This window comes from Nonomuraea sp. LPB2021202275-12-8 (genome assembly GCF_037044575.1).
Lineage (GTDB): Bacteria > Actinomycetota > Actinomycetes > Streptosporangiales > Streptosporangiaceae > Nonomuraea.
The window spans coordinates 163,371-178,015 of record NZ_JBAHWD010000017.1; the positions used below are offsets into that span (position 1 = coordinate 163,371).

Annotated in this window: 12 protein-coding genes; 9 read left to right on the plus strand and 3 right to left on the minus strand. The window is 68.5% G+C overall.

Features of this window, described 5'->3' with window-relative positions; all coding sequences use genetic code 11:
• Positions 1-127: 127 nt before the first annotated feature.
• Positions 128-1,957: an AfsR/SARP family transcriptional regulator gene (locus tag V5E28_RS28420; protein WP_336211076.1), complete on the plus strand. Its 1,830-nt coding sequence runs from the start codon at positions 128-130 to the stop codon at positions 1,955-1,957.
• On the opposite strand, the gene V5E28_RS28425 is transcribed toward V5E28_RS28420, so the two are convergent.
• The gene (locus V5E28_RS28425; protein ID WP_336211079.1) at positions 1,929-3,854 is read right to left on the minus strand and encodes an FG-GAP-like repeat-containing protein; all 1,926 of its coding nucleotides are present in this window, start codon (positions 3,852-3,854) and stop codon (positions 1,929-1,931) included. The two genes, V5E28_RS28420 and V5E28_RS28425, sit on opposite strands and share 29 nt — an antisense overlap.
• 174 nt (positions 3,855-4,028) lie before the next feature.
• Here V5E28_RS28425 and V5E28_RS28430 point away from each other — a divergent pair, with 174 nt between their 5' ends.
• Positions 4,029-6,806 (plus strand): AfsR/SARP family transcriptional regulator, encoded by a 2,778-nt coding sequence (locus tag V5E28_RS28430; protein ID WP_336211082.1) that lies wholly within the window; start codon positions 4,029-4,031, stop codon positions 6,804-6,806.
• Positions 6,807-6,909: 103 nt separating this feature from the next.
• Positions 6,910-7,656: a phosphotransferase family protein gene (locus tag V5E28_RS28435; protein ID WP_336211085.1), complete on the plus strand. Its 747-nt coding sequence runs from the start codon at positions 6,910-6,912 to the stop codon at positions 7,654-7,656.
• Between the two features lie 64 nt (positions 7,657-7,720).
• On the opposite strand, the gene V5E28_RS28440 is transcribed toward V5E28_RS28435, so the two are convergent.
• On the minus strand, positions 7,721-8,119 hold the full coding sequence (locus V5E28_RS28440; RefSeq protein ID WP_336211088.1) for a hypothetical protein: 399 nt from the start codon (positions 8,117-8,119) through the stop codon (positions 7,721-7,723).
• A 247-nt stretch (positions 8,120-8,366) separates the two neighbouring features.
• Here V5E28_RS28440 and V5E28_RS28445 point away from each other — a divergent pair, with 247 nt between their 5' ends.
• The 4 genes from V5E28_RS28445 (at position 8,367) to V5E28_RS28460 (ending at position 11,928) form a co-directional block, all read left to right on the plus strand.
• The gene (locus tag V5E28_RS28445; RefSeq protein WP_336211091.1) at positions 8,367-9,176 is read left to right on the plus strand and encodes an ABC transporter ATP-binding protein; all 810 of its coding nucleotides are present in this window, start codon (positions 8,367-8,369) and stop codon (positions 9,174-9,176) included.
• A 9-nt stretch (positions 9,177-9,185) separates the two neighbouring features.
• The gene (locus V5E28_RS28450) at positions 9,186-9,947 is read left to right on the plus strand and encodes an ABC transporter permease (RefSeq protein WP_336211095.1); all 762 of its coding nucleotides are present in this window, start codon (positions 9,186-9,188) and stop codon (positions 9,945-9,947) included.
• A 44-nt stretch (positions 9,948-9,991) separates the two neighbouring features.
• Positions 9,992-10,822: a MerR family transcriptional regulator gene (locus V5E28_RS28455; protein WP_336211098.1), complete on the plus strand. Its 831-nt coding sequence runs from the start codon at positions 9,992-9,994 to the stop codon at positions 10,820-10,822.
• 458 nt (positions 10,823-11,280) lie between these two features.
• Complete coding sequence (locus tag V5E28_RS28460) at positions 11,281-11,928, plus strand: hypothetical protein (RefSeq protein WP_336211099.1); 648 nt, start codon at positions 11,281-11,283, stop codon at positions 11,926-11,928.
• A 301-nt stretch (positions 11,929-12,229) separates the two neighbouring features.
• Here V5E28_RS28460 and V5E28_RS28465 read toward each other — a convergent pair whose 3' ends face one another.
• Positions 12,230-12,883: a class I SAM-dependent DNA methyltransferase gene (locus tag V5E28_RS28465; protein ID WP_336211101.1), complete on the minus strand. Its 654-nt coding sequence runs from the start codon at positions 12,881-12,883 to the stop codon at positions 12,230-12,232.
• A 102-nt stretch (positions 12,884-12,985) separates the two neighbouring features.
• On the opposite strand from V5E28_RS28465, the gene V5E28_RS28470 reads away from it, so the two are divergent.
• The gene (locus V5E28_RS28470; protein WP_336211104.1) at positions 12,986-14,440 is read left to right on the plus strand and encodes a LamG domain-containing protein; all 1,455 of its coding nucleotides are present in this window, start codon (positions 12,986-12,988) and stop codon (positions 14,438-14,440) included.
• Positions 14,437-14,645: hypothetical protein (locus tag V5E28_RS28475; protein ID WP_336211106.1), on the plus strand; the 209-nt coding region annotated here is incomplete at its 3' end. The genes V5E28_RS28470 and V5E28_RS28475, both read left to right, overlap by 4 nt.

A 14,645-nucleotide genomic window follows, 5' to 3' on the forward strand; every position in this document is an offset into this window, starting at 1 on the left:
TGCCCGGGGGACGTACGCGATCTTCCTCGGCCCGCCGCCGAGATGGCCACCCGGGCCTGGCCTGTTCCCCCAAGCCTCCTGCTTCAAGCGCGGGATTCGGTCATCCGATAGGACACGGGGAGTTCTGATGGGACTGGAGATCAAGATTCTGGGGCCGTGGGAGATCACGGCGAACGGCAAGCCGGCCGTGCTGGCCGGTGAGCGGCGGGTCGGGGTGCTGACCAGGTTGGCGCTCAGTGCCGGGCAGCCGGTTCCCGCGGAACAACTGCTTGCCCAGGTATGGGGCGAGAGCATGGCGACGACGGCGGGTAAGCAACTGCACATCGTGGTGTCGAAACTCCGCGGCCTGCTCGCACCGCACCAGGACGACGACATCATCGCGACCGTCTCCGGCGGGTACCAACTGAACCTTCCCCGCGAGCGCATCGACGCCCACCTGTTCTCGCACTTGACCCGGCGGGCACGTGCCGCGCGGGCACAGGGCGAGATCGCGACCGCGGACGGGCTGTACCACCGGGCTCTGGCCCTGTGGCGGGGGGACGCGCTGGCCGGCATGACGGCCTCGTGGGCCCAGGCCGAGTCCGTTCGCCTGGAAGAGGAGCGCCTGGCCGCGCTGGAGGACCACGTCGACCTGCGTCTGGAAGCCGGCGATCATCACGCTGTCGTGCCGGTGCTCACCGCGCACGTCGAGGCCAATCCGCTGCGGGAACGTCCGCGCGCCCAGCTGATGCTGGCGCTGTACCGGGCCTCGCGCACCTCGGAAGCGCTCGACGTGTACCGGGAGACGCGCCGCGTCGTGGCGGAGGAGCTGGGTATCGAACCAGGTCTGACCCTGCGCCGGCTGCAGCAGGCGGTGCTGCGGCGAGATCCCGCACTCGACCTCCACGCCACGGCACCACGCGCCACGCTCACCAGGCCCGTCACCGAACTTCCCGCCGATGTCCGGGCGTTCACCGCGCGTGCCAGGGAGATCGCCTGGCTGAACAGGACCCTCATCGATACTCGATCCGGGCTGCCCACCGTCGCGGCGGTGCACGGTCCTGGCGGGGTGGGCAAATCCGCGCTGGCCGTCCATGCCGCGCACGCCGTCGCCGATCGCTTCGCCGACGGCGTTGCCTACGTCGACCTGCGCGGCGCCACCGCCGGACGCCAGCCACTGTCGCCGTTCGAGGCCCTCGGACGGCTGCTGCGCTCACTCGGTCTTGACGGCGCCGCCATACCGCCCACTCTGGACGAGGCCGCCGCCCGCTACCGCTCGCTGACCTCGACGCGCGAGCTGCTGGTCGTCCTCGATGACGCGCTCGACGCCGGCCAGGTCCGGCCTCTCATCCCGGCCGGGCCCGCATGCGCGGTCATCATCACCAGCCGCCAGATCATGGCCTCGCTCGACAGCACGAGCCATCTGCGGCTGACCCGCCTCGACCACGCCGACGCCACCGCGCTGTTCCTCCGCGTCGCGGATCCCGACCGAGTCCGGGACGAGCCGGACGCGGCGCAGCGGATCATCCAGCAGTGCGGCGGTCTCCCCCTCGCGCTCCGCATCTCGGCGGCACGCCTGGCCGCCCGGCCCGACCGGACGCTATCCCGCCTGGCTGACCAGCTCGCCGACCCCGACCACCGCCTCGACGCCCTTGAACATGCCGATCTGGCCGTCCGCGACAGCATCGCGGTCAGCCTCCAGCACCTCCAGAGAGAACGCGCGGGTCATGACGCCTCCCACGCGTTCCTCATGCTCGGGATGCTGGAAACCCCCATCCACACGACCGTCGGCACGTCCGCCCTCATCGGCTGGCCGGAAGGCAGAGCGGAAGTCGCGCTCAGCCACCTCCTGGACGCCGGCCTCCTCGAGTGCGCCGGACCGGGCCGCTACCGGATGCACGACCTGATCCGCCTGCACGCCCGCGAGCAGGCCATCCGCCAAGGAACCCTCAGAAGTACGGTGTCCAGCCAGTGCTGACGGCGGTGGCCGGGCCGAACCTGCCGCCGCCCTTGCCGTTCCAGACGGTCAGCGTCCCGGTGCCGGCGTGCACGGCGCCCATGTCGGTGTAACCGTCCCCGTTGACGTCTCCCAGCGACATCAACGTGCTCGCGTACGGCTCCCATCCGGGGCCGAGCTCGATCGCAGTGGTGAAGTCGTTGGCGCCCTCGCCGTTCCAGACGTGCAGCGTGTGGTTGTCCTTCTTGACGGCGAGCAGGTCGCCGATGCCGTCGCCGTTGAAGTCGCCGGCGATCGGCCGGGAGAAGGCGGTCCACCCGCCGCCGACCCTGGCGGCCGGGCCGAACGCGTTGGCCCCTTTGCCGTTCCAGATGGTCAGGACGCCGGTCTCGCTGTGTACGGCGCCTATGTCGGTACGGCCGTCCTCGTTGACGTCGCCCAGAGACATCAAAGAGCCGGCGTACGGTGCCCAGCCGGGTCCGAGCTCGGTGTCCGGACCGAACTCGTCGGCGCCCTCGCCGTTCCAGACGTGCAACCTGTTGTCGTCCTTCTTGACGGCGAGCAGGTCGCTGACGCCGTCGCCGTTGAAGTCGCCGGCGATCGGCCGGGAGAAGGCGGTCCACCCGCCGCCGACCCTGGCGGCCGGGCCGAACTTGTTGCCGCCTTCGCCGTTCCAGATGGTCAGCGTTCCGGTGGCGGCCGAGAACAGGTCGCCCACGCCGTCGGAGTCGAAGTCAGGTGCGGCCGAGGTGCCCATCCCGGCGTAGTTCGGGTTCTGCGCGTGGGTGAGGGTCTCCCAGCCCAGGAAGTGTGACACCCCCACGGGGCGGCTCTGCTCGACCCACTTCGTGGCGTACGGAACGTCGTCGTATCCGAGACGGTGGTGCAGCGCGTTGTAGCCGACCTCGAAGTGCGCCCCGAGATCGCGGGTGACCTTCCCGCCGCACAACCACGACGGCACCGTCCCGCCCAGTCGCAGGCGGGCGTGGAAGTCCATCGCGAACCGCAGCCGGTGCTTGGCCTGGGCGTACAGGTCCACCCCCTGGTGACTGGCCGTCTCCGCGACGTGCGAGATGGCCGCGAGCCCCCATCCGGTGTGCCAGAAGTCACGGCAGGTCTCCTGGGTCAGCCCGTCGACGAACGTGGTCTGGCCGTGCCAGTAGTCGATGATCTCGGCCTTGGTGTCGTGCTCGCTGCCTGGCGGCGCCTTGGGCAGCGCGCCGTCCGTCGTGAGGTAGATGTAGGCGGGCAGCCGGCCGCGCCAGGTCCTGATCGCCCGGTCGAAGGAGGCGCGGTCGTCCAGGTGCACGGCGATGCCGATGGCGGCATCGGTCATGATCAGTTCCCAGTTGCCGTTGTTGTTGGGCGCGCCGGCGATCACGGTCGGCAGGTACACGGTGCGGAGCTTGCCGGCGAGCCGGCCGGCCTGGGTCCAGCCGGAGTAGGTGTGCTTGATGAGCTCGGCGGCGCGGGACAAGTTGGCGCCCGCCCAGCCGGTCTGCAGCGGCGCGTTGCTGCCGGTGTGCTGGGTGATCACGGCTGACCAGGCGTCCATGATCTGGATCGCCTTCTTGGCGTAGCGGGAGTCCTTGGTGAGGTACCACTGCAGGGCGTGCGTGTAGGCCGCCATGGAGTCGTTGCGCTCGTCCGAGCAGCCGTGGTCGGGATTCGACACCGGGCCGCACTCCACGACGGGGCGGGGCTTGGCCGTGTAGGAGAGCGAGGCGTAGGAGCTGCGCTGCAGAGAACTCCAGGCGGACTTCCACGGCTCGTTGCCGAGGTTGCCCCTGACGAAGTCGAGTTGAGCGCGACTGACCAGGACGCCGGGATGCTTGAACACCGCAGCCTGCGCGGGCTGCGGAACGGATAGAACGGCGGCCGCGAGCACAGCGGCGGCCAGTGGACGAGCTGGACGCACGGGTTTCCTTCCGAGGAGAGGACGCCTATTTCGCCAGTCGTCGGATTACCTGTCAACGAATTCGGGCGATGGACGCGGGCCGCTATACCCGCGGCATACCCGAGCGCACAGTTGAAGCAGGCGAGTTGGAGAACATACCGGCGATATACCGCCCCTCCGTAGGCTCCTCCCCTGATGACACTGGAGATCGGGCTCCTCGGGCCCTGGCAGATCAAGGTGGACGGGCAACCGGCAGGGCTGGCGGGCCGTCGCCGCGTCGCCGTCCTGACGCGCCTGGCGCTGGACGCCGGCCGGCCTGTCACCACGCAGCAACTCGTCGCCGACGTCTGGGGACAGACCTCCACCGCCACAGCCGGCAAGCAGCTCCACATCGTGGTGTCGAAGTTGCGTGACGCGCTCACCCCCGAGATCATCGCGACCGTGCCCGGCGGCTACCTGCTGGACCTGCCCCGCGACCAGGTCGACGCGCACAACTTCACGCTGCTGGCCGGCCTGGCGCGGCTGGCGCGCGACCGGCGCGACCCGGGCACGGCCGACGACTTGTTCCGGCGGGCGCTGGCCCTGTGGCGGGGGCCGGCCTTGGCCGAGCTGGCCGACCCGTGGGCGCAGATCGAGTCGAGGCGCCTGGAAGAGGAACGCCTGGTCGTCTTCGAGGACCACATCGACCTGCGGCTGGCCGCCGGGAACCATCACGCGGTGGTGACCGACCTCGCCCCGTACGTCCAAGCCCATCCTCTGCGGGAGGGGCCGCGCGCCCAGCTGATGCTGGCGCTCTACCGGGCGGCCCGGCCGTCCGAAGCCCTCGCGGTCTACCAGGAGGGGCACACCGCCATGGTGGAGGAGCTCGGCCTCGAACCGGGCGCGCGGCTGCGCCGGCTGCAGCTCGCCATCCTCACCAGGGACCCCGTGCTCGAGCTCGCCACACCGGCGCAGTCCAGCACGATCGTCCCCGCCGAGCTGCCCGTCGGCACGCGGTCGTTCACCGCCCGGCAGGAGGAGGCGGACTGGCTGCGGGAGGCGTTGCTGCGCACGGGCGTGGCCGTCGTCGACGGGCCCGGCGGCGTGGGCAAGTCGGCGCTCGCCGTCCATGTCGCGCACGCGATGGCCGGACGGTTCCGCGACGGCGTCATCTACGTCAACCTCAACGGCGCCACCCCTGGACTGCAGCCCCTGCCCGTGCTCGATGCCCTGGGGCACCTGCTGCGGTCGCTGGGGCTGGACGGCTCCGCCGTACCGGCCGACCTGGAGGGGGCGATCGCCCGCTACCGATCGCTCACTGCGGCGAGCGATCTGCTCGTCATCCTCGACAACGCGCTCGACGCCGAACAGGTGCGGCCGCTCATCCCGGCGGGCCTGGGCTGCCGTGCCGTCATCACCGGCCGCGACGCCCTGACCACGCTCGACAACGCCCGTCACCTACACCTGGCCGGGCTCGGTGACCGCGATGCCGTCACGCTGCTCGCCAGGATCGCGGGCCCCGACCGCGTCCAGCCCGAGCCGGAGGCCGCCGCGAAGATCGCCGAGCTGTGCGGCGGCCTTCCTCTGGCCATCCGGGTCGCCGGCGCCCGGCTGGCGGCGCGGCCCGACTGGCGGCTGGCGGACCTCGCCGACCGCCTTGCCGACGCCACCCGGCGCCTGGACACCCTGCAGTACGCCGACCTGGCCGTACGCGTCAGCATCGCGGTGAGCCACCGGCACCTGCGCGAGGAGCCGAACGGCCATGACGCCGCGTCCGTCCTCCCGCTCCTCGGCCTGCTCGACACGCCGACCCACACCCCCGCCGCCACCGCCGCCCTGGTCGGCTGGCCCGAGGCACGGGCGGAGGCGGCGCTCGAACGGCTCCGTGGCGCCCGGCTCCTGGAGTCCGCGGCCCGCGGCCGGTACCGCTTCCACGACCTCATCCGCCTGTACGCCCGGGAGCAGGCAGCCCGCGAGCTGACTGAGCCGGAACGCGCGGCCGCGCTCCGCCGCGGGCTCCACCATTACCTGGCCACCGCCAACACCGCCACGCAGCGCGTGCACTCCCAGGTCCAGGAGCCCTACTACGGGGCGGAGCAGCCCGGCGTCGCGCTCGCCAGCGCGCGGGAGACCGGCGAATGGACCGAGGCCGAGCGCGACAACCTCCTCGCTGTGGCCCATCAGGCTGCTGAGTCCGCCGCTCCGGACACCGCCATCGGGCTGGCGTTGGGGCTGCACTGGCCGTTCAACTACCGCGGTTGGGTCACGCACCTGGCCGACGTCCACCTGAAGGCGGTCGGGGTGGCCGCGCGGTGCGGAGACTGGGCCGGCCAGGCGCAGGCGGAGAGCTTCCTGGGGTGGGTCTACCGCGACCAGGGACGCTACGAGCAGGCGATCGACCACCTGGAACGGGCAGTGGCGTGCTGGGACAAGGCCGCCCTGCCACACCGGAGGATCGGATCCTTCAACAACCTCGGCATCATCTACACCATGCTGGGGCAGCTCGACCTCGCCCGCGCCAACCTGGCACGGGCCCTGGACATCGCCGAGGAGCTGGACGACCGCTACTCGCGGGGCGCCATCCACAACAATCGCGTGCATGTGCTCTACCGGCAGGGCCGGTTCGAGGAGGCCATAGCACAGGCGAAGGTGGCCATCGTGGAGTGGAGCGGCACCTTGTACGGAGAGGGCTCGTCCCGCGCGTCCCTGGCCCGCGCCTATATGCATGCCGGACGTCTCGACGAGGCGGCGGACACCTTCCGGGTGGCATTGGCACTCCTACACGAAGCCGGATATCGCATCGGCCATGCCGTGACCGCCTGGTGGTCCGGCCAGACCCTGCACACTCTGGGACGGCACGCAGAGGCCCGGAAGGACTGGCGCGACTGCTTCGCGACCCTCCTGGAGACACGCCTCCTGACCCGCGCGGAGGTGGACGAGCTGCTCGAGCAGCCCGTTCCCGACATGCCGGGGCCGATCAGAAGCATGCTGTAGGACCAGCCATCCAGGTACGTGGACCTGCGGGCGTGCTTTCCGCGGTCAGCCGCGCGGTCGCACGCGACAACCCCGGCGACGTCGGTGCTCATTCCCTTTGATAATGGCCGATGTGGAAGAGGTCGAGGTCGTCGTCGCCCATAACGAGCGCGCGACCCTGCGCGTCGGCGACGTGTTCCTGAAGATCGACGGTGATCAGACGCGCACCGACGTCGAGGTCGAGGCGATGGCTATGGCGCCGATCCCGACTCCGGAAGTCCTGTGGCGGAAGCCGCCCGTGCTCGCGCTCGCCGCCCTCCCAGGCACGGCACTCGGCCGCCTCGGCGAGCCGTCGACCGCGTCGCCGGCGGCATGGGCCGCAGCGGGTGCCGCCGCACGGATGCTGCACGACGCGCCACTGCCGCCATGGCCCGGCCGGAGCCTCGACGAGATCGCATCGCAGCTCGACGTCGAATGCGAGTGGCTCGTCACCAACGGCGTCCTTCCCACCGACCTGGTCACGCGTAACCGCCGGGTTGCCGAGGCTGCGCTCCGGCCGTGGACACCGGTGTTCACGCACGGCGACCTGCAGATCACCCACGTGTTCATCGACACTGACGAGATCACCGGCGTGATCGACTGGTCCGAGGCTGCCCGGGGCGATGCCCTGTACGACCTCGCCACCTTGACGCTCGGACACGAGGAGCACCTTGGCGACGTCATCGCCGGCTACGGCACCGACGTCGACCTCGACGTGATCCGCGCGTGGTGGTCGCTGCGAAGCCTGCTGGCCGTCCGCTGGCTGGCCGAGCACGGCTTCGACCCGTCCTCGCCAGGCTGCGAGGTCGACGTGCTGAGATCCCGGCTGTGAGGCCGAGGCCTGGTTCGACCGCGCCAACGCGCAGAACCGCCCTGTCCCCCCTCACGCCCGAACGCTAGGACGAAACCGTTGACCGAAGCTGCTTGACCACAGCCCGCTCAGCCTCGTGCGGCCACACCCTCACGATGAAGCCGCCGACCCTGACGGTGTTGTCGGCGTACTCGTCGGCGTCCGGCGGCGTGCCGGGTCTCCCGTCGAGCAGCACGTCAGCGTCCTCCGGGCGCTTCGTCACCCACACGACGGTGACGCTGACCCCGCCGATGCCGTCGAGGCCGTCGATACGGGCGTCGCACATGGACGGGACCAGCGTGGCCTCACGGAACCGGCCGTCGTCCGCTCTGTGCTTGTTGTCGGGCCTTTCGGGGTCCCGCTTGCCTGGCACAGCGGCCAGTAGCGGTGCGCAGTCGGGCCAGGTCCTGGGATCCACGCCGCCGTACTCCGGCGGCCCGGCCACGGGGAGCGAACTGTAGGCGGTCAGTCTGTACGCTGACGCGTTCTCGTGGGGGCGTTGGCCACGATCAACCGCCCACCTGCGGCGCCTGTCAAGACTATGGATAGGTAACCAGGTTCGGCGTGGATGGGCAGCGCCCTGGACGATCCCGCAAGCCGGTCCCCTCCGACGCTTCCGCTGGAGTGGACGAATCGAATCTGCCCCTATGGGCTTGACCCTGACGCTGCGTCAGCCCTCCATGCTGGCTGTCATGAGCATCCCGCCGACAACCAATCAGGTCCAGGGGCCTGCGATCCACGTACAGGGCCTGGAGAAGTCGTACAAAGAGCTGCGTGTGCTGCGCGGCGTGGACTTCGAGGTGGCGCGGGGCAGCATCTTCGCCCTGCTCGGCTCGAACGGGGCGGGCAAGACCACGGTGGTGAAGATCCTTTCCACGCTGCTCAAGGCCGACGCGGGGACAGCCCGAGTCAACGGCTTCGACGTCGCGACGCAGGCCGAGGACGTACGCGAGTCCATCAGTCTGACCGGGCAGTTCGCCGCCGTCGACGAGATCCTCAGCGGGCGGGAGAACCTGGTGCTGGTCGCCCGGTTACGACACCTCAAGAATCCGGGCAAGATCGCCGACGACCTGCTCGCTCGCTTCTCGCTCACCGACGCGGCGGGGCGGAAGGTGTCGACGTATTCCGGAGGTATGCGCCGCCGCCTGGACATCGCGATGAGCCTCGTCGGCAATCCGCCGGTCATCTTCCTCGACGAGCCGACCGCCGGGCTCGACCCCCAGGGGCGCATCGAGGTGTGGCAGGCCGTCAAGGAGCTCGCCGGGCAGGGCACGACGGTGCTGCTCACGACGCAGTATCTGGACGAGGCCGAACAGCTCGCCGACCGGATCGCGATCCTGCACCAGGGTCGGATCATCGTCAACGGCACCCTCACCGAGCTCAAGCAGCTGCTCCCTCCCGCCAAGGTCGAATACGTCGAAAAGCAGCCGACCCTCGAGGACGTCTTCCTCGCCGTCGTCGGTGACGACGGCAATGACCGCAGCGTCGGCACGGAAGCGTAAGGAACAACGATGACCAAGCATTTCTTCGGCGACACAACCGTCCTGCTCGGACGATCCCTGCGGCACATCACCCGCAGCGTGGACACCATCATCACGACCGCGATCACGCCGATCGCCATGATGTTGATGTTCGTCTACGTCTTCGGCGGCGCGATCCGAACAGGGTCGGATTCGTATGTGAACTACATGCTGCCCGGCATTCTGCTGATCACGGTCGCCTCGGGCGTCGCCTACACCGCGTTACGGCTCTTGATGGATATGAAGAGCGGCATCTTCGAGCGGTTTCAGTCCATGCCGATCGCACGGTCGTCCGTCCTGTGGGCGCACGTGTTGACCTCGCTGGTCGCCAATGTGATCTCGCTCGTGGTCGTCGTGGGCGTCGCTCTCCTGGTGGGCTTCCGCTCGGGCGCGGGAGTGCTGGCATGGCTCGGGGTCGCCGGAATCCTGATTGTGTTCACCCTGGCGTTGACGTGGATCGCCGTCATCCCCGGCCTCACCGCGAAGAGCGTGGACGGCGCGGGCGCGTTCTCCTACCCGCTCATCTTCCTGCCGTTCCTCAGCTCAGCGTTCGTGCCCACCGACACCATGCCCGGACCCCTGCGCGCCTTCGCCGAGCACCAGCCGGTGACCTCCATCGTCAACACGATCCGCGACCTGTTCACCCAGCAGCCCGTCGGCACCGACATCTGGATCGCCCTCGCCTGGTGCGCCGGCATCCTCATCGTCGCCTACGTCTTCGCCGACATCTCCTACCGTCGCAGGATCTCCTGAACCGGGTCGACCGGGTCTGGACGAGTTGAGGGCAGGAGGAGAGCATGCTGACGATCGGTCAACTGGCGGCGTATGCCGGCGTCACGGTGCGGGCGGTGCGGCACTATCACCAGATCGGACTTCTGCCCGAGCCGGAGCGGGATGCTTCGGGTTACCGGCGGTATGGCGCAACGGCAGTCGTGTCCCTCATCAGGATCCGCACCCTCGCCAACGCCGGCGTGCCGCTGTCTCAGATCGGTCAGATGCTCGAAGCCGACGCATCGGCCTTTGCCGAAGCGGTCCAAGGGATCGACACCCACCTGCGCGAGGAGATCGAACGGCTTGAGGCCAGCCGCAAGCAGATCGCGCAGCTCGCTGCCGGGGACAGTCTGGCGCTCCCGCCGGAGGTGGTCGCCTTTCTCGATCGGCTTCGGGAGATCGGGGTGTCAGAGCGGGTGGTGGAGGGTGAGCGGGACGGGTGGATCCTGGTCGCGGCTCGCTGGCCCGATCAAATCCGCGACGTTATGCCCGGAAAACTGGCGCAGCTCCAAGACCCGCAACTCGTTTGGCTCTATCGCGTCCTGTCGGAGATGTCCGAAAGCGACGCAGATGACGACCCGCGTCTGGAGGAAATCGCCGACCTCATGGCCGCCGGCCTCGCAGAGCAGCCATACACCTTCGGCGAGACCGACCCCGGCGACGTGGCGCCCGACAAGTTACCGTTCCAGCTGCTGGACGCACTTGCCGTCGAGTCCGACCCGCGGGCGGAGCGGCTTCTGGACCTGATGCGCAAGCGTGGCTGGGCCAGTTGGACCCGGCCGGAGCGGCTGGCGGAGCCGCCCGACCAACCTCCGGGCTCCGGTTCACACCTGGATGATTTCAGGGGTGACTTCTGACCTCGTGGATTCTGGCCCCACATCGCGGTCTTTGTCTTTGCTGAACGAGATTTGGCCCCACCATCGTGGCCCCGAACTCCTATGGCGACGGCGAGCCGCCACTCAGTCGATCCTCTGGCCGGCTGGAACCGATGGCCAAATCTTCGCATATCGCACCTCTGGCGAGCCACAAGGCAGTGATGCGGCGCGCGGCCTGGCCGCCTTCCCCCGGCCCCCACCTTCGCGTCGCCGTCCACGGGCGCGGACATGGACGATGAGAGAAACTCCGGCGCGGCCTCGAACCAATGATCGTGCGGTGACATCCAACAAGGTCACAGCATCAGAAGGGACTTATGTGATCATCTGGTTGAACGGCACCTTCAGGGCAGGCAACCATGTCACCGTGGATGACCTTTCGCCAGGCGACCGGGGCTGCGCATGACGCAGGGTGCCCGCGCAGCCGTAAGCGTGTCCCAGGCATGGTGATCCGCAAACGCGCCCCACGCTCCACGCAGCGAATCGACGTGACCCGCCTTCCTGACGACATCGTGGCGCTCATCGACGCCCTCGAGCCCGGTGAGAACGTGGTCCTCACGCGAGACGGCGCGTCGATCGCGACGATCTCCAGCACCATTGACGTGGTCCAGGGCGCCATCGTCGATCGCGACGCGCCAGATGAGGCCAACGATCAAGCACCGATCGACTACGAGAGCGTGACAGTCGTGGCCACCGCGATGGAGCTGTCAACCGCGGCTCGGGTCGCGCTGTCCACCCAGCTCGGCACGGACTACGTAGTGCTCGATATGCATGCAGCTCCCGCAACGACCGATGTGCTGCTGGTGCCTCCAGGCAGCCCGCAGCTGATCGCAGCGCTCCGATCGATGTTCCCGAAAGCTCGCGTCATCGTCACCGAAATCGAGGACCCCGAACTCGGAGTTCAGTACCACGGCCCGGTCCGACGTCTACTCGACGCCGGCGCTGATGCGTATCTACCTCCGGCGACCCTCCCACACCTGGCCAGGCAGCTTGACTACACACTGAATCAAGGGCGAGAGATCGCTGGCGGGGCTGCGGCACCACTGCAGATCGCACCGACCGCGGAGCCGGCAGATCCAGACGACGAATGATCCCGCGCCTCTCCGCCGGACCGTCGGGTGGCGGATCACCGTAGCCATGGTTCCGGGCCATCGTGAGTGGCCGACCTTCAAGCAGCGACGATCGGACCAGGGCGGGTGGGTCGGCCGGAATTCCGGCGATCACGGGGTGGGGCCACCGCTCGCTGGTATGTGGGGCAAGAGACACTCGTGGAACCAGTAGCGGGTGGACGCGTTTCGTGGCGCATTCGGGCAGCGGGCGTGCCTGTTCCGTGCCAGGCCGCCCGCGTGCCGGCCCGTCTCGTGTGCGGTGCCGGGGCCTATGGTTCGCGCATCAGCACAGGGCGGCGGCTTGTCTGCGCATCAGCAAGTGACCGCGGCGGAATCGTTCATCCTCCAACGGCTCGCGCAACATCCGCGCCACCTCGACGAACTCTTCCTTGCGGGCCAGTTCGGCCAAGTCGTCGATCGGCCACCGGTAGGCCGGCGTGACCTTATGGTCGAACTGCAGCACCGGACCGCCCTCGGATTCGAAGAAACCGAGCAGGAGGTAACCACCCGGGGCCAGCACCCGGCGGAACTCGGCGAAGTACGGCGGCAGTTCCGGTGGTGGGATGTGGATGACGGAGTACCAGGAGAGCAGACCGCCCAACTCGCCGTCGGCCACGTCGAAAGCGCCCATCGAACCGACCTCGAAACGCAAATCAGGATGGTCCTTGCGGGCGATGTCGATCAGTGCGGGAGACAGGTCGATGCCGAAGGCGTCCAGTCCGAGGTCACGCAGGTGTGCCGTCATGTACCCGGGACCGCAGCCGGCCTCGGCGACGGGCCGGGGCCCGGCGGCCCGTACGAGTTCGGCGAACACGGCGACTATCGCGCGATCCAGCGGCAGGCGGTCGAGCGAGTCTCGGACGAAGTCGGCGTAGACGTCGGCGACGGCGTCGTAGGCGTCCGCCGTCGCAGTCAGATAGGGGGAGGATGCGGCCATGGCGGACGACTGTAGTTCATCAGTCGGCAAAGGTCGTCGATCACCGACCGGTCGGCGCGTCCGTTCCGTCCCGGTCGGCTGACCGCGACCTCGACGAGTCTCATGGACGACGTGGGCACGACGCTTGCCGCGGGCCTGCTCGTCACTCTCTTGCAGCGCCCCGATTGGGAAGAAGCATCCGTAGACGATCGACGGTGGCCGAACAGTGTCGGCACCTCGGTTGCCACCGCCTCCGGAGGTCGGGCGACCGTTGTTATCCCGGCGGGCAAGCTGGCGAACGGATGGAAGGCACGCTGGCGCGTACGAGCGGTGAACGGCGCCACCTCCGCCACGTCGGACTGGTCCGAATGGCAGTCCTTCAGCGTCGAGGCCCAATTGAGCGATTCGGGGCCCATGGCGACGACCTCCGGTCCGGTGCTGCGTACGAACGACAGCTTCACCATCGCTGCCTGGCTTCGATGGAGCGACAAGGACGGCGACTTCACCGTACTTGAGCAGAAGGGAGACAATGTCGCGCCGTTCCGTTTTGGCAACGACCCCGAGCACGGTCTCGTGTTCACCCTCAGAGGCGCCGACAGCACTGATGCGGCTTCTGAAGGGGTTGTCTCCGGGACCGAACCTCCAGTGAACGAGTGGTTCCATCTGGCCGGCGTCTACGACGCCACCGCCGGATTGGCCACGCTCTACCTCAACGGCGCTCCACTCCTGTCCGAGCCGATCACGCAATCGGCATGGAACACCGCCACCGCGCTGTCACTGGGTACTCGGATGGATGGTGACCTCGACGAGGTCGTGGTCTATCAGCAGGCGCTGACCGCCGCAGAGGTGTCCACGCTCCCTACGCTCGCCGCGCCCGCCGAAGAGTCCGCGACCGCCGTGCCGCGTGCTGAGAAGTCCGCGACCGCCGCCCCACGTACCACTGCGGCAGCGAGCGCGGCGTTCCCCTACCAGCGGCTGTCTCACAAGGAATGTCAGGACGAGATCGCCAAGCGCCCCAATCGCCCCGCCGCCATCTACAAAAATGCCTTCAACGTGTGCTGGGTGATGCGCATCGGTGAGGTGAAGGACAACAGCGACGACAACGAGCTCGGCGATGTCTTCATGTACACGGCCAAGCTCACCGTCGTCATGCACTCCTATGTGGGAATCGGCTGGAAGGCTGCCGGAAGCGGAATGCCGGCCAGGGACGCTGCGGCCGGCGTCAACAGCAGGCAGATCAAGGCCTGGGTCCGGATCGACAATTGGGACGCCCTGGACGAGGACTACCTGGAACGCTCGGTGGCGGTTGGACTGGGAGCCGGTGGAAGCAGGTGCACGACCAACTTCCCGAACGGTCGGACCGCCACTCTCGAGCAGTGGATCAATGAATCGAAGTCGAGTCCGGAGAATGGCTTCGAGATGACGATCGATGCTCCAGGCTCAGGTACAGGAGACCAGATCAGGTACTGCAAGATCAGCCCGTGGGTCAATTACCAGCAGGCCGATCTCGAGTCCCGTCACTATCACCGGCACCCGACGAAGAATCCCGCGCTCTTCGCTGCGACACGTCGCGGGTGATCAAGGCATACAAAGGTGGCTGCATCGTCTGGCACATCCGGCCGGTCTTCATCCTTAACGAGAACGACCCGATCGTCACCAAGACGGCCTCGCACATTGCAGCGGCGCTTTACAAACCAGAACCACCATCCCCAAGGCTGGCAACGGGGCGCCGAAGAAGGTACCCGGCGCGTTCCAATGGTGGGCGCCGGGGTGCACCTATGGT

What these genes read in the sequence shown, in the direction of transcription:
- V5E28_RS28450 (WP_336211095.1), top strand. Translation starts at nt 9,186, where the DNA reads ATGACCAAGCATTTCTTCGGCGACACAACCGTCCTGCTCGGACGATCC.
- V5E28_RS28470 (WP_336211104.1), top strand. Translation starts at nt 12,986, where the DNA reads ATGGACGACGTGGGCACGACGCTTGCCGCGGGCCTGCTCGTCACTCTC.
- V5E28_RS28465 (WP_336211101.1), bottom strand. Translation starts at nt 12,883, where the DNA reads ATGGCCGCATCCTCCCCCTATCTGACTGCGACGGCGGACGCCTACGAC.
- V5E28_RS28460 (WP_336211099.1), top strand. Translation starts at nt 11,281, where the DNA reads ATGGTGATCCGCAAACGCGCCCCACGCTCCACGCAGCGAATCGACGTG.
- V5E28_RS28445 (WP_336211091.1), top strand. Translation starts at nt 8,367, where the DNA reads ATGAGCATCCCGCCGACAACCAATCAGGTCCAGGGGCCTGCGATCCAC.
- V5E28_RS28435 (WP_336211085.1), top strand. Translation starts at nt 6,910, where the DNA reads ATGGCCGATGTGGAAGAGGTCGAGGTCGTCGTCGCCCATAACGAGCGC.
- V5E28_RS28455 (WP_336211098.1), top strand. Translation starts at nt 9,992, where the DNA reads ATGCTGACGATCGGTCAACTGGCGGCGTATGCCGGCGTCACGGTGCGG.
- V5E28_RS28420 (WP_336211076.1), top strand. Translation starts at nt 128, where the DNA reads ATGGGACTGGAGATCAAGATTCTGGGGCCGTGGGAGATCACGGCGAAC.
- V5E28_RS28430 (WP_336211082.1), top strand. Translation starts at nt 4,029, where the DNA reads ATGACACTGGAGATCGGGCTCCTCGGGCCCTGGCAGATCAAGGTGGAC.